Consider the following 12,950-nt stretch of genomic DNA (forward strand, 5'->3'; position numbering starts at 1 on the left):
GCGATCTCAATGAATCGAGGAAACATGGTAGGCAACTCGCCATCCATAGCCATGTATTAGCGCGCCGCTATGGAGCCGGTGCCTGGCGCGCCTCCAATGAAGAGTGCGCCTGTAACAAGGGCATTGACGCGTACTCGATCGTTCTTTGGGAATACTTCGGCAATCGCGAAGACGCGCCTGGGATAACCCGCTTGGAAGTTAATGGGGCACTGGAAATCAAACCAGACGGAGTGCGAGATTTCTAAACGTTTCGATCGAACGATAAAACTGTTCTTCGTCGATGTATTCTGTCGGCATGTGAGCACATTCAATATGACCGGGGCCATAAATCAGACAGGGAGCAAGCTTGGAATACTCTGAAGCCTCCGTGCCCAGCCCGGACACACACGCACGGCACCCCAAAATCCGTTCTGCAGAGGTCACAAGTGAATGTCTTTTATCAAGCTCGGGAGGCGACGCCTCCATTTTGATAGTCAGATCGACTCCATGCGCGGATGCCGAGTCGCGAATTTCTTTCATTACGAACTCTGGATCAAAAGATTTTGAATATCGAAATTTAACGAGGCATGTGGCCAGGCCCACCGTGGTATTGGGGAATGCGCCATAGTTATCGATTACGAAATTCAAATCGCAAAAAGGAGGGTCATACTGAGTATCATGCAGCGTGACATCTTGGCGGAGGCGTAAATGCAGATCTCTCAGATCGCTTAAGAATGGGACAAGAGAAATATTTGCATTTTTTCCCTTCCCTGTTGACGAGTGAGCTTGAACGCCTTTTGCGTGCGCTATGAATTGAATGTCCACGCGATGACCGCGCACCAGCCCGAGGTTGGTCGGCTCTGCTACAACAAAGCACTTCGGCGGCCTTAGTCGATTGAGTATTTCACTTCGTGCGACGACTTCACGGACGCCTTGCTTGCCTGCTTCCTCATCGGCGGTAAATACCAAAATGGGCTGCGCCACGGGATCAAGGCTCTTCGCTGCAGTGATGAAGGCCGCAATGGGACCTTTCATGTCAGTCGTGCCCAAACCGTAGATACGGCCACCTTCCATAACGAGTTCAAAAGGATTTCGAGTCCAACCAGTGTCTGGAACGGTATCCAGATGACCGGCAAAGGCAACGGTGGATTTGCTGGCTGGATTGTGGGCGATAATATTTATCTTTTTTACCCCGCAATTATCTAAATAATCTATGAATTCCAATTCCCAATCTGCTAGTTCATTTTCAATTAAATCCGCTATTTCAACGTTTGAAACAAAACTTCTGGAATCGATTGACACCATATCTTTCAACAATTTCAGGGCTGAATCAAATTGCGATGTCTGCATAGCGGTATTCGGATAAAAATGGCAGGAAGCGCCAATATGTTTTTACAAAAAGAACGGGTCAAGGCAAATTATTGGATGCGATTGTTCTAATTTTTGAACGCTATCGCGTCAGCCAGGGATTGGATGCGGCCCGTGTGGCTGGTTTCTCGGGCGGCGGGCTTCTTGAGCACCGTGCTTACCCGGACGCCCGGCAGTGTGTTTCGTCTGCTCAGAGTCGGTCGGTTGTGTTGCAACCACTTCTGCCAAATATGGCGGTGGATCATCGGCTTCTGGTAGCTCGCGCGTAGGTCCCCTTGGTCGACGCGTGACAGGTGTTGTGCATTTCGTCGATGAACCAGCCGGAAGCATCTGACCTTGAACAGGGAACCGCACACCGTAACGCTCGGAGGAGCGTGATCGTTCTCCGTACCGCGTCGAGAAGATAGTCTCGGCAGTTCTTGCTCCATCGGTGCTATCGTCGCGTCTGACGCGTCTGAAGATATCGCGACGTTGGCGAAATCCTGGCCGCGCTCTGGAAAGGTATGTGTGCAGAGCCATCTCGTGCCCCCGATCGAATGCATCGCCGCGAGTCTCTGGGGGTGCCGTACGGCGAAGGCGCCCTCTCACAATCGTGAAACTCAGGCTAGCTGATTACGCCAACCATGTTGAATTCTGCTTATCGGTATTTTTACGCGGTCGCTCTGGAAGGTTCAATTCGACGAGCCGCAGAACGTGTCCACATTTCTGCTTCAGCGCTTAGCCGCCAAGTCAGATTGCTAGAAAGCGAGTTTGGACAGGCGCTGATAGAGCACCACGGCCGACGAATTGTGCTAACAAGCGCGGGAAACATATTGCGTGAGCATATTCGTCAGCTCATGCTGCAAGACGCCGCGGTGAAGGACGCCATCCGCACTTCGAACGGCTTGCAATTCGGGCATGTAAAAGTGGCGTCAGGAAATGGATACGTTTCAGATTTAGCCGATGTTGTAATACCGGAATTTTTAGAATGCCATCCTCAAATGACGTACGGTATCGACATAGGCAACGGCGATGCCGTATTAAGGATGGTGATTGATGAAGTGGTTGATATTGGAATAACCATGAATCCACCGCAGCATCACCTCATCAAGGTTGTTCATTCCGCTCCACCGCTCCTGGTCGTTCTTCCGCTAGGACATGCCCTGTCGGAAGCCGAGTCGCTGAGCTTGAATAATCTTCAGCAATTTGCGATTGGACTTCTGCCATCTCAACATCGTATTCGACAGAGTATAAAAGTAGTCGAGGATGCGGTCGGGATCAAGTTGCACCCAGTGCTTGAAAGTAACTCTTACGAAATATTGAAATCACTTGTTAAAAACAGGCTGGCCATAACCATCTTGCCTGAATTTGCAATTAAAACAAGTGGCTGGGAATCCGTATTTAAGTTAATTCCATTGCAGCATGAACGGTTGGCGCAAACGACATCGGGCATCATCGCCCGGCAAGGACGAGCAATTCCAGAATCGGTAATGGAATTTGTAAATTTTGTCATCGCTCGTCATAACGCGTTTTCCAGCAGGCCTTCATAGGGCATCCGGCTATGCGGAAGGGCAACGAGTCAGGTACCTAACCCCTCATCCCAACGACCGGCCACGCGAACATCGCGACCACGCGGATCTATTGCCGGCGCAAGAGCCGTCCCAAGGACTCGCCGACCTTCAAAGTCGCATATTGACGGATGGCCCAGAAAAAGCAAAAACCGCCGAAGCGTGCTTTGATCAGTGTTTGAAATTACTCCGTTCGACGACAAGCCCGACGCACACTGAGGCTTGCTTGTTGACGACGTGTCTAATGTTGGATATATTGTGTAAATGTCAAATCAAACGAAAGAACAGCAAGTGCTGGTCGCACAACTGAAGCAAGTCGCGCTCGGCTTGGGCGAGACGTTTGCGCCGTTTTGCGAAGTAGTTGTGCATGACCTGCTGGACGCCGATCACGCCATCGCGGCGATTCACAACAACTTGTCGGGTCGCGAAGTCGGTGATCCTGCCACGGAACTTGGATTGGCGCGCATCGGTAATGCGGAGTATCCGCAAGTGATCGCCAATTACTCAAATCGTTTCGCCGATGGTCGACAGGCAAAAAGCACGTCAATCGGCATCAAGGACTCGAACGGGCAGTACGTTGCCGCATTGTGCATCAATATCGATCTAACGCTTTTTGGCGCTTTGCAAAACGTACTGGGGCAGTTCGCGCGCACGGACGATTCTGCCGGTACGAACGAAAAGCTCGACCCTCCTGGGGCGGACGGAATAAGAATGCGGATAGACCAATTCGCCGCGCGGCTGGCGACGACACCCAGAGCATTGAAGACAGAGGAAAGGCGGGTTTTGATGCGGGAGCTCAGAGAGTCAGGCAGCATGGACGTACGTCGGTCTATGGAGGTCGTTGCGCTACATTTGGGCGTATCGCGAGCGACGGTATACAACGATGCCAAGTGACGCTCAATTGTTGCTCCTCGACAAGAATGAAGTCGAGTCATTGCTGTTGCCCGATGATGTGATGCAAGCGGTGCGCGAGGCGTTTGTTCTGCATAGCCAGCGCGAGGGCCGTGTTTTTCCCGTGGTCAGGGAACCGTTGGTAACGGGCGGCATATTCGGTATCAAATCAGGCGATGTTCAGGCGCAAGGACTACTGGGTTTCAAGGCGGCGGGATTCTGGCCCACCAATCGTGGACTGAATGGTGAACCTCACCAGGCAACCATCATGTTGATCGATCCGGCCACTGGACGGCCTCTCTGCATCATCGACGGCAATGCGGTGACCACCATGCGCACGGGTGCGGCTGGCGGGCTTGGCCTCCTGCAACTTGCGCGCGCGGACAGCACTCGAGTGTGTGTCTTCGGTTCGGGCGTACAGGCGCGCGTGCAACTGACCTTCGCTCTGCAGCTCATGCCGTCGCTTGTTCGTGTTCGCTACCTGACTGCGACTGGCCACCGCGACCCCGCGTTCGAAGCTCACTTCGTGGAGCGCTGCGACATCTCGCATGTGAATGACGGTGATCTTGCTGTTAGTGAAAGCGACATCGTAATCACGGCTACCCCAGGCGCCGGAGCGCTGTTCGATTCACACTCGGTTCAACCCGGCACGCACCTTAATTGTGTAGGTGCCGACACCAAAGGAAAGCGTGAGCTTCCCGAGGGCCTGTTAGGGCGGGTTCGTCTGTTCGTCGACGATCAAGTCCAGGCGCGCCAGATCGGTGAAACGCAATGGGCAGCCGATAACCCGTGCACGGAACTGGGCGATGTACTGACAGGAAAGGCGCAGGCGAACCGCCGCGAAGACGACATTACAGTGTTCGACATGACAGGCCTGGCACTTCAGGACCTGACCGTGGCGCGCATGCTGTATGAGCGTGCCCGTGAAACCGGCGTGGGAACCTCGCTAGCCTGGCCCTGGTAGCCGGTCGGGTCAGCCTACCACCCGATACTTTTCCTGGAGTGCAAGACAGCCAGTGCGGCGCTTCGTACTCCGGATGGAAGCGGCGTGTCGCAAGTTGCCACTGCATCGCTTCTTGACGGTGAGTTTGATACGCCGCGTGTACGAGCGCTACCCGTTGCGGCGAGCAGTGGATCAGCGCGGCGCCGAACTGATACCTGCCTCAGGCGCTTTGCGACAAGCCTGCAACAGCGCTTCTTCGTCACATCCGATGCCCGGTCAACTTCCATCCCGAAGACTGTCATATCAATCTACGCGTGAATGCGAGCGCCACATGCGGCTTCGGCTCTCGGCGAACGGCGGCCGCGGCCGATCCGGCGGCAACGGACAGCAGCTAACGCGGTTGCGATAACGTCGAGTGCAGATGGTCAAGAAAGCGCGTAGCGCGTAACGAGCGTCCAGGTCGCGAGCTAATCAGCGCGACGATATCGGCGTCCGGCAATTGTCACCGATCGAGCAGTGGGACAAGTCGACCTGTACGGGCATGTTCGGCGACGTCCCACTCGGAACGCGCAATGATTCCGAGTCCGGCGAGTGCCCAATCGCGCACCGGCGGACGTCGTGACCGTGATGAAAAAATGCAGGTCTTCGGTCGAGATCATTAAATTGCAGGTTAACGAAGCAATAAGGTGATGTTAACCTGCACAACTATTTGATCGCCAATACTCTTTTCACCGCGCGCGAACTCAAGTGTTGATGTCGCGTACACCCACAACACGCCGCCATGTTGTCGATGGCAATGCCATTACCTTTAATGACCCGCCGAGAATGTCAGCGCACGATGCCAGCCGACGACGCCGGCCGATAAGGAGTGTTTAATGAAAAGCCCGCGTATTGCCATTCTTGGCTTCGCGATCGAGTCGAACCGGTTTGCGCCGGTTTCCACACGCGCCGATTTCGTATCGCGCGCGTATCTGCAAGACGCCGCGCTTCTAGTTGACGCGAAAAGCGCGGCACCCGTGATGACGCCGGAAATCCCGGCGTTCGTCCGAACAATGGATGCGATCCGACCATGGACGCCGGTCCCGATCCTCTTTGCCAACGCGGAGTCTGGCGGACCGGTCGAGCACGGATTCTTCGCCGATACGCTGCGTGAATTCGAGCAGCGGTTGCGCGCGGCATTGCCGCTTGACGCCGTCTACATCTGTGAGCACGGCGCAGCCATCACGACAGAAGAAGACGATCCCGACGGCGTGGTTTTCACGCTCGTACGCAGCATTGTCGGGCCAGCGGTGCCGATCGTCGCCACCGTCGACCTGCATGCGAACATTTCGGACCGAATGGTCGACGCCGTCGATGCGCTCGTATCTTACCGTCGCAATCCTCACACGGATATGGCCGAGCGAGGTGCCGACGCGGCGCGGATCATGATCGAACTCCTGGACGGTATGCGCACGTCCGTCGCGCATGTGCGAATGCCCGTCTGTTCACCGCCGACGCAGTTGCTGACAGCGCCCGGCACAGGGCCATATGCAGAAATGATCCGACGTGCTGAAGCGCTCGACGATCCGCGCATCGTGAACGTCTCGATTGCAGGCGGATTCGCATTTGCTGATACGCCGAAGAATGGTCTAACGGTACTTGTCACCACGCGAGGCGATGCGCAGCTCGCGGCCCAGGTTGCGCACGACCTTGCGTCATACGCGTGGCAAGAGCGTGCGGCGTTTACGCCGCGACTGACGTCCCTCGACGATGCGGTCCGCCTCGCGAAAGTAACAGGCGACGATGCGTCGCAAGCCCCGGTGCTACTTGCCGACGTAGCCGACAATCCTGGCGGTGGCGGACGCGGCAACACGCCGTTCATTCTCAAGGCACTCCACGAACAGGATGTGCGTGGTGCGATCCTCGGTGTCGTCACCGATCCGGATCTCGTGGCGGACGCATATGTAGCCGGCGCCGGGAAAACGTTCCAGGCGCGGTTCAATCGCACCGAAACCACCATCTATTCAGAGTCCTTCGACGTGCCGGCGCGCGTGTTGCGGCTGCATGCGGGCAAAGGTGTCGGCCGGCGCGGACAGTTGGCCGGCTGCAGCTTTGACGTCGGACCGTCGGTTGCGCTGCAAATCGGCGGCGTGACGGTCATCGTCATCAGCAAACGGCATCAGTGCCACGAGCCGATGTTCTTCGAAATGTTTGGCATTGATATCGCCAGTGCGCGTGTTGTGGTGTTGAAGTCGCGCGGCCATTTCAGGGCTGCATTCGACGAATTCTTTTCTGACGAACAAATTGTGAGCGTCGATGCGCCGGGCCTGACTTCGCCCATTCTCGCGCGTTTCGACTTCAAGAAATTACCGCGGCCCGTCGTACCCATGGACGACATTGCAAACTGGAGCCCGACAGTCCGTGCTGTTCAGCCCCGGAGCGACGCGTGATGAGTGAAATTTGCAATGAAAGCGCCGGCCGCCAGTCGCTGGACCAACTGGACACACCGTGTCTGTTGCTGGATGAAGCACGGATGACGCGCAACATCGAGCGGCTGCGCACGCACCTCGGAACGCTGGGCGTGCAGCTTCGGCCGCATCTGAAGACGCCGAAATCGATCGAGGTCGCGCAACGCACGATGGGCAGCACAGCCGGTCCCGCGGCAGTCTCGACGCTTAAGGAGGCCGAACAGTTCGCCGATGCGGGCGTGCGCGACATTCTGTACGCTGTCGGCATCGCGCCGAACAAGCTCGACCGCGTCGCCGCGCTTAGGCGCCGTGGGGTCGACTTGTCGATCGTCGTGGATAACGTCGAGGCCGCGCAGGCGGTGGCGGCAAAGGCGCGCGAGACCCGCGACAAGATTCCGACGCTAATCGAAATAGACAGCGATGGCCACCGCGCTGGAGTCGCGCCGCAACGTCCTGACGATCTCGTCGCGATCGGCCGCGTGTTGAACGAGGGCGGTCCTCAGTTGAGGGGCGTCCTGACGCATGCGGGCGAGTCCTACAGTTGCAAAAGCCTCGACGAAATAGCGGCAATGGCTGAACGCGAACGCGCGGCGGCGGTAGCGTGTGCGCAGACATTGCGTGCTGCGGGGCTACCGGCTCCGGTCGTCAGCGTCGGCTCGACGCCGACAGCACACTTTGCGCGCGATCTGACCGGCGTGACGGAAGTGCGCGCAGGGGTATTCGTGTTCTTCGATCTCGTCATGGCCGGCCTCGGCGTGTGCGCGACCGACGACCTCGCGCTCAGCGTGCTTGCGACCGTTATCGGTCATCAGCGCGACAAGGGCTGGATACTTGTTGACGCGGGCTGGATGGCAATGTCGCGCGATCGAGGTACCGCCCGGCAGCGCGTCGACCAGGGGTACGGCATTGTCTGCGATGTCGATTCCCAGATATATCCGGATCTGATCATGGTCGAAGCCAACCAGGAGCAGGGAATTCTTGCGCTGCGGCCGGGCAGCGGAGCCATGCTGCCCGATCTGCCCGTCGGCGCTCAGGTGCGGATATTGCCGAATCATGCGTGCGCAACCGGCGCGCAACATGACGCATATCAGGTCGTACGTCCCGGTTCGCGCGACGTGCTCGCGCGCTGGCAACGATTCAGCGGGTGGTAGACGGAAAGGACCGCTACCGAACGGGGCGTGGAACACGCCTCGTTCGCTCCGTGTGCGCAGTCCACACCGAATTCGTCGCACCGGCACCGGACTGATTCATCCCCGAGAGGGACCTTCCTTCGGCGCGCAACTGACCGGTCGCTGGGCCCGAACCGCGACTCCTCAATGTCGCGTGCATTTGATAAACGCAGCCAGAAAGCGAGGGCATCACAAAGCGGTTCGAGTTTCCCGTTGCCTACCTTAGGCGACGGCCCGCGCGAAGTAGCTGTCTACGAAAGATTATTGACAGATTGACGAAAAAAATAACACTAGATAATCTGTCTAAATGTTAACGTGTGGATGGAGCAGTAGCCTTCTCGGCTGCTAGCCAACCGGTGCGATCTGCTTATGTCTGTGGACGCGCGCAAGAACATCCACCGCGGTTTGCACGGTCTCCGCCCCAAGTGTGTTGTCAAGCTATAAAGCGAATGAATAGGAATACTATGTTTCAGTTTCCCACTTATACAGACGTCGCAGCGGCCGCCGAGCGCATCAAGGGGCGGGTGCACAGGACCGCGGTTGTGACCTCGCGCATCGTGGATGAAGAAATGGGCGCGAAGTTTTTCTTCAAGTGCGAATGTCTTCAACGCGCGGGTGCCTTCAAGTTCCGAGGCGCCTTCAACGCGCTGTCGAAGCTAGACGAGCGCCAACGACGGAATGGAGTGGTCGCCTATTCATCCGGCAACCATGCGCAAGCCATCGCGCTATCGAGTTTCGTGCTGGGTATTCCTGCCACGATCGTCATGCCGCACGATGCCCCAGCGGCCAAGCTTGCCGCGACTAAAGGCTATGGCGGCAAGGTGATCTTGTACGACAGATACACGGAAGACCGGGAAGCGATCGGGGGGGCGCTCGCCGAAGAACATGGGCTGACGCTGATCCCACCGTACGATCACCCAGACGTCATTGCCGGTCAAGGAACTGCGGCAATGGAGTTGTTCGAGGAGGTGGGCGATCTCGACGCCTTGTTCGTGCCTCTTGGCGGCGGCGGTTTGCTGGCAGGCTCTGCGCTCTCCGCGGCTGCCCTAGCCCCGGATTGCAAAGTCTACGGTGTTGAGCCGGAGGCTGGCAACGACGGGCAGCAATCGCTCGACGCCGGTTCCATCGTGCATATCGAAACCCCGAAAACAATTGCCGATGGCGCTCAGACTCAGCACCTCGGGGCCTACACGTTCGAGATTATTCGCCGCCACGTCGAAAGCATACACACGGCAACGGATGCGCAATTGATCGCGTGCATGCGCCTTTTTGCTACCCGCATGAAGATGGTGGTCGAGCCAACTGGCTGCCTTGGTTTCGCTGCTGCGCGCGATATGCGGCCGAAGTTGCAAGGTAAGCGTGTCGGCGTACTCGTCAGTGGCGGCAACGTCGACGTGGAGCGCTACTGCGCCTTGTTGACGGCTTAGCTAGACGCGAAGGGGTTGATATTGAGGCAATACCTGAGCGCACAGAGCGGACGAATGTAGCGCTCGGTCAAGTCATCGCTCAACCGTTTTGAATTCTGCACCACAAGTGCCCGCGTTGGCCCTCGACATCCAGTCGATAACGATCGCCGAAAGCGGTGGGCCCGTCACCCACACGTTAGCTGCAAGACAGGCGCTGTTCTTATGACTCTTCGACACTGACATGAAAAATACTCGTGCATTTCCAATAGCCTCAATCCCCTCGGCCGGCGAGGTTGCGTCCAGCCACGCAACGATGCAAACAGGGTACTCACCTTCGCGCAAGCTCTTCATCCTCGCGAGCCTGCTTTTCTCGTGGATATTGGCGAACGCGGACCGCATTGCGATGACGATCTCGATCATTCCGATCTCAAAGGAGTTTGGTCTGGATTCGAAATCGGCGGGGTATGTGCTCAGTGCATTCTATGTCAGCTACGCTTTGGTGCAACTGGTGGCGGGATGGCTCTCGGACAGATTCGGATCGAAAGGGGTGCTGATTGGCTGCGTGGCGACATGGTCAATTTTCACGGGTTTGACAGGTATGGCAAGTTCCCTTGCCGTGTTGCTCGTCATCCGCTTTCTCTTCGGACTTGGCGAGGGTGGATTTTCTCCGGCAAGCACGGTGACGATCGCCGAGGTATTCCCAAAGAAGGAGAGAGCGCGGGCGAAGTCCCTGGTCATTGGCGCGATCTTCATCGGCGGAGCTGCGGGGACGGGTTCCATAGCAGCCCTGATCAACGCCCACGGATGGCGCTTTGCCTACCATGTGCTCGGACTGATTGGCCTGGTGATGGCGCTGATTCTCTGGTATGCGATCAAAGACGTACGGCCTCGCTCGGCCGTAAAACCCGGCGAAAAGAGTGCTCCCAAATTTCGCACGCTGGCACGCATGTCGATCATGCGTAAAACGACGATGATCTTTTTCTTCAGTAACATCGTGTTGATTGGGCTGATGTCCTGGATGCCGACGTTCCTGGTGAAGACGAAAAATATCGACATCATCCATGTCGGAGTCGCTTCCGCTATCCCGTATGTCGTGGCATTCATTTCACTGAACGTCGTGGGCTGGCTGCTGGATAAGGTCGGGCACGGTCGGGAACGAGTGTTCATGGCGACTGGCGGTTTCTGCATCGTGCTATTTCTGGGCTTGATGACGATGAGCAATTCGCTAACCGTGCTTCTCACTTTCTGGACGCTGAGCATGGTTGGCTACACTATGGTGTACGGAACCATCTACGCCATACCGCTCAAGCATCTGCCCGACGAAATGGTTGGCACAGCCGCCGGCGTCATCAATTTCGGCGGACAAGTCGCGGCCGCCGTCGCACCCGCGACAATCGGGTTGCTCGTCGGGCATTCGCACGGGTCCTTTACTAGCGCGTTTCTCTTTCTCCTCTGCTCGGGAGTCGGGGTATTCCTTGTCGCGTTGACATGGCGCGTGAAATGATCAGACGGATAACCAACGAGCTCGGGTTTTACTCGCCTCATCCGCACGGCAGGCATAAGCCGGCGGCGCGTTCAAGTGCTGCTAACCCTTGCGGACGGTGGGCCGCGCCAGATTGACCTGGTAACGGATCTGCCCGGTACTCTCAAGTTGGCAGCGCGCTTGCTTGACGTGTTCGACGCTGGTGGATTCGAAAGCAGTCTTCCTGGCCGCTCAGCAGAAATCCTTCGCGGAATCATGCAGTCTGCGGACCATTGAATCCCAGCGGATCGCGCCGTGTCGGCCGCCCGGAGGATACGCTCGGGCTGGACTCTGGGGCATATAGGCGCTGGACGGTAAAGGGATACTTCGCAGGGCTGTTCGGCCACGGTGCACCCGACGATTGTGTGTGGACAGTTGCCGATCCTGAGCGCCTGCGAACCAGAAGCTCGTTAATAAAGGCGATATTCGAGCTTTCGTTTAAATAGAAAATCATCAACACGTCTCAATCGACAGGAGCTGGAAATGAAGAAGGTTGTAGTGGCAGCATGTGCAATGTCTGTAATTAGTATTCCTGCATTTTCGCAAAGCTCGGTGACGCTATATGGATTAGTGGACACATCGCTCAGTTATACAAACAACGTGAACGGGGGAGCAGCATTCCAGGAGACGTCCGGAAAAACCAGTGGTAGCCGATGGGGCTTGCGCGGAACCGAAGATCTTGGCGGAGGGATGCGCGCGGTGTTTACCCTCGAAAACGGTTTTACAGGAACGAATGGTTTGGCCGGGCAGGGAAATCGTCTGTTCGGTCGGCAGGCGTTCGTTGGTCTCGCCAGCGATAGCATCGGCACCTTCACGTTTGGCCGACAGTACAGTTCGATCAGCGACGAACTCTGCAACTACTTTGCAGCCTGTTTCTTTTCGCCGACGATGCACATCGGCGACAACGACAACATGAATCAAACCATTCGCATCAACAACTCCGTCAAGTTTCAGTCGAATAATTACGCTGGCTTTACCTTCAACGGACTCTATGGATTTAGCAATCAGGCCGCGGGGCCGTCCTCACAAGGCTTCGGCAATAATCGCGCCTGGAGCGTCGCGGGAAATTACACGCGCAACGCGTTTTCGGCCGGCATCGGATATCTTGAGTTCAATCATCCGAACGCCACCAGTAATACGAGCGGCGCGGTCGGGGGAGCATCACCCTCTTCGGGCGACGAGTACAGCAGCAACTTTTTTTACGGTATCGACGGTGGCGTGGCACGGCAACGCATCGGAGCTGCGGGAACCAGCTATCAGTATGGAAAGGCTACCGCTGATTTGGGTTTTACGCGGGTCTGGCTCGACTATAACGACGGCGCGGCGCGAAAGCTGAATAACTACACTGCAACGCTCCGGTATCAACTGACCCCGCCATTGACATTGTTGGCTGACTACACCTTTACGAGCGGTAGTGCGACGGGGTTGCCTGGAACCGGCGGGGCCAATCTGAAGCCGAAGTGGCATCAGGTGACACTCAGTGCTGACTACTTCATGAGCAAGCGCACCGATCTTTATGTGGCAATGGAGTATCAGCAGGCAGCGGGTGACGCGTCGACGCTGGTAGGGGGCAAATACGAGCGCATTGCGCAGATCAAGAGTGTTGGCGCGAGCTCTTCATCGGATAAGCAACTGAGTGCTACGGTCGGCATTCGTCACCGGTTCTGACGGACGAAAG

At 56.8% G+C, this 12,950-nt stretch carries 10 protein-coding genes; 8 read left to right on the forward strand and 2 right to left on the reverse strand.

The window, feature by feature from the left end; translation table 11 throughout:
• Nucleotides 1-216: 216 nt before the first annotated feature.
• Nucleotides 217-1,329, reverse strand: coding sequence for a M20/M25/M40 family metallo-hydrolase (locus PQR32_RS07695; RefSeq protein WP_408223931.1), 1,113 nt, complete (start codon nucleotides 1,327-1,329; stop codon nucleotides 217-219).
• A gap of 641 nt (nucleotides 1,330-1,970) precedes the next feature.
• On the opposite strand from PQR32_RS07695, the gene PQR32_RS07700 reads away from it, so the two are divergent.
• From PQR32_RS07700 to PQR32_RS07725, 6 genes are all read left to right on the forward strand, one after another.
• A complete protein-coding gene (locus PQR32_RS07700; protein ID WP_408223934.1) occupies nucleotides 1,971-2,876 on the forward strand; it encodes a LysR family transcriptional regulator in 906 nt (301 codons plus the stop codon).
• 282 nt (nucleotides 2,877-3,158) lie between these two features.
• Nucleotides 3,159-3,788 (forward strand): helix-turn-helix transcriptional regulator, encoded by a 630-nt coding sequence (locus tag PQR32_RS07705; protein WP_408223937.1) that lies wholly within the window; start codon nucleotides 3,159-3,161, stop codon nucleotides 3,786-3,788.
• Nucleotides 3,778-4,749, forward strand: a complete 972-nt coding sequence (locus tag PQR32_RS07710; RefSeq protein ID WP_408223940.1) for an ornithine cyclodeaminase family protein — start codon at nucleotides 3,778-3,780, stop codon at nucleotides 4,747-4,749. Before PQR32_RS07705 ends, PQR32_RS07710 begins: the two co-directional genes overlap by 11 nt.
• Before the next feature lie 854 nt (nucleotides 4,750-5,603).
• Complete coding sequence (locus tag PQR32_RS07715; RefSeq protein WP_408223943.1) at nucleotides 5,604-7,157, forward strand: M81 family metallopeptidase; 1,554 nt, start codon at nucleotides 5,604-5,606, stop codon at nucleotides 7,155-7,157.
• Nucleotides 7,157-8,326, forward strand: a complete 1,170-nt coding sequence (locus PQR32_RS07720) for a DSD1 family PLP-dependent enzyme (protein ID WP_408223946.1) — start codon at nucleotides 7,157-7,159, stop codon at nucleotides 8,324-8,326. Before PQR32_RS07715 ends, PQR32_RS07720 begins: the two co-directional genes overlap by 1 nt.
• A gap of 467 nt (nucleotides 8,327-8,793) precedes the next feature.
• Nucleotides 8,794-9,771, forward strand: a complete 978-nt coding sequence (locus tag PQR32_RS07725) for a threo-3-hydroxy-L-aspartate ammonia-lyase (RefSeq protein ID WP_408223949.1) — start codon at nucleotides 8,794-8,796, stop codon at nucleotides 9,769-9,771.
• A 72-nt stretch (nucleotides 9,772-9,843) separates the two neighbouring features.
• Here PQR32_RS07725 and PQR32_RS07730 read toward each other — a convergent pair whose 3' ends face one another.
• Nucleotides 9,844-10,170, reverse strand: a complete 327-nt coding sequence (locus PQR32_RS07730) for a hypothetical protein (RefSeq protein WP_408223952.1) — start codon at nucleotides 10,168-10,170, stop codon at nucleotides 9,844-9,846.
• On the opposite strand from PQR32_RS07730, the gene PQR32_RS07735 reads away from it, so the two are divergent.
• Nucleotides 10,154-11,254, forward strand: a complete 1,101-nt coding sequence (locus PQR32_RS07735) for an MFS transporter (protein WP_408223955.1) — start codon at nucleotides 10,154-10,156, stop codon at nucleotides 11,252-11,254. The genes PQR32_RS07730 and PQR32_RS07735 overlap by 17 nt on opposite strands.
• A 501-nt stretch (nucleotides 11,255-11,755) precedes the next feature.
• Nucleotides 11,756-12,940, forward strand: a complete 1,185-nt coding sequence (locus PQR32_RS07740) for a porin (RefSeq protein ID WP_408223958.1) — start codon at nucleotides 11,756-11,758, stop codon at nucleotides 12,938-12,940.
• Nucleotides 12,941-12,950 lie beyond the last annotated feature (10 nt).

This window comes from Paraburkholderia dipogonis, assembly GCF_046027395.1.
In the GTDB taxonomy this organism is placed as follows: domain Bacteria; phylum Pseudomonadota; class Gammaproteobacteria; order Burkholderiales; family Burkholderiaceae; genus Paraburkholderia; species Paraburkholderia dipogonis_A.

Excerpts from the sequence above, each read along its gene's own strand:
- PQR32_RS07695 (WP_408223931.1), bottom strand. The coding sequence starts at position 1,329 with ATGCAGACATCGCAATTTGATTCAGCCCTGAAATTGTTGAAAGATATG.
- PQR32_RS07700 (WP_408223934.1), top strand. The coding sequence starts at position 1,971 with ATGTTGAATTCTGCTTATCGGTATTTTTACGCGGTCGCTCTGGAAGGT.
- PQR32_RS07705 (WP_408223937.1), top strand. The coding sequence starts at position 3,159 with ATGTCAAATCAAACGAAAGAACAGCAAGTGCTGGTCGCACAACTGAAG.
- PQR32_RS07710 (WP_408223940.1), top strand. The coding sequence starts at position 3,778 with ATGCCAAGTGACGCTCAATTGTTGCTCCTCGACAAGAATGAAGTCGAG.
- PQR32_RS07715 (WP_408223943.1), top strand. The coding sequence starts at position 5,604 with ATGAAAAGCCCGCGTATTGCCATTCTTGGCTTCGCGATCGAGTCGAAC.
- PQR32_RS07720 (WP_408223946.1), top strand. The coding sequence starts at position 7,157 with ATGAGTGAAATTTGCAATGAAAGCGCCGGCCGCCAGTCGCTGGACCAA.
- PQR32_RS07725 (WP_408223949.1), top strand. The coding sequence starts at position 8,794 with ATGAATAGGAATACTATGTTTCAGTTTCCCACTTATACAGACGTCGCA.
- PQR32_RS07735 (WP_408223955.1), top strand. The coding sequence starts at position 10,154 with ATGACGATCTCGATCATTCCGATCTCAAAGGAGTTTGGTCTGGATTCG.
- PQR32_RS07730 (WP_408223952.1), bottom strand. The coding sequence starts at position 10,170 with ATGATCGAGATCGTCATCGCAATGCGGTCCGCGTTCGCCAATATCCAC.
- PQR32_RS07740 (WP_408223958.1), top strand. The coding sequence starts at position 11,756 with ATGAAGAAGGTTGTAGTGGCAGCATGTGCAATGTCTGTAATTAGTATT.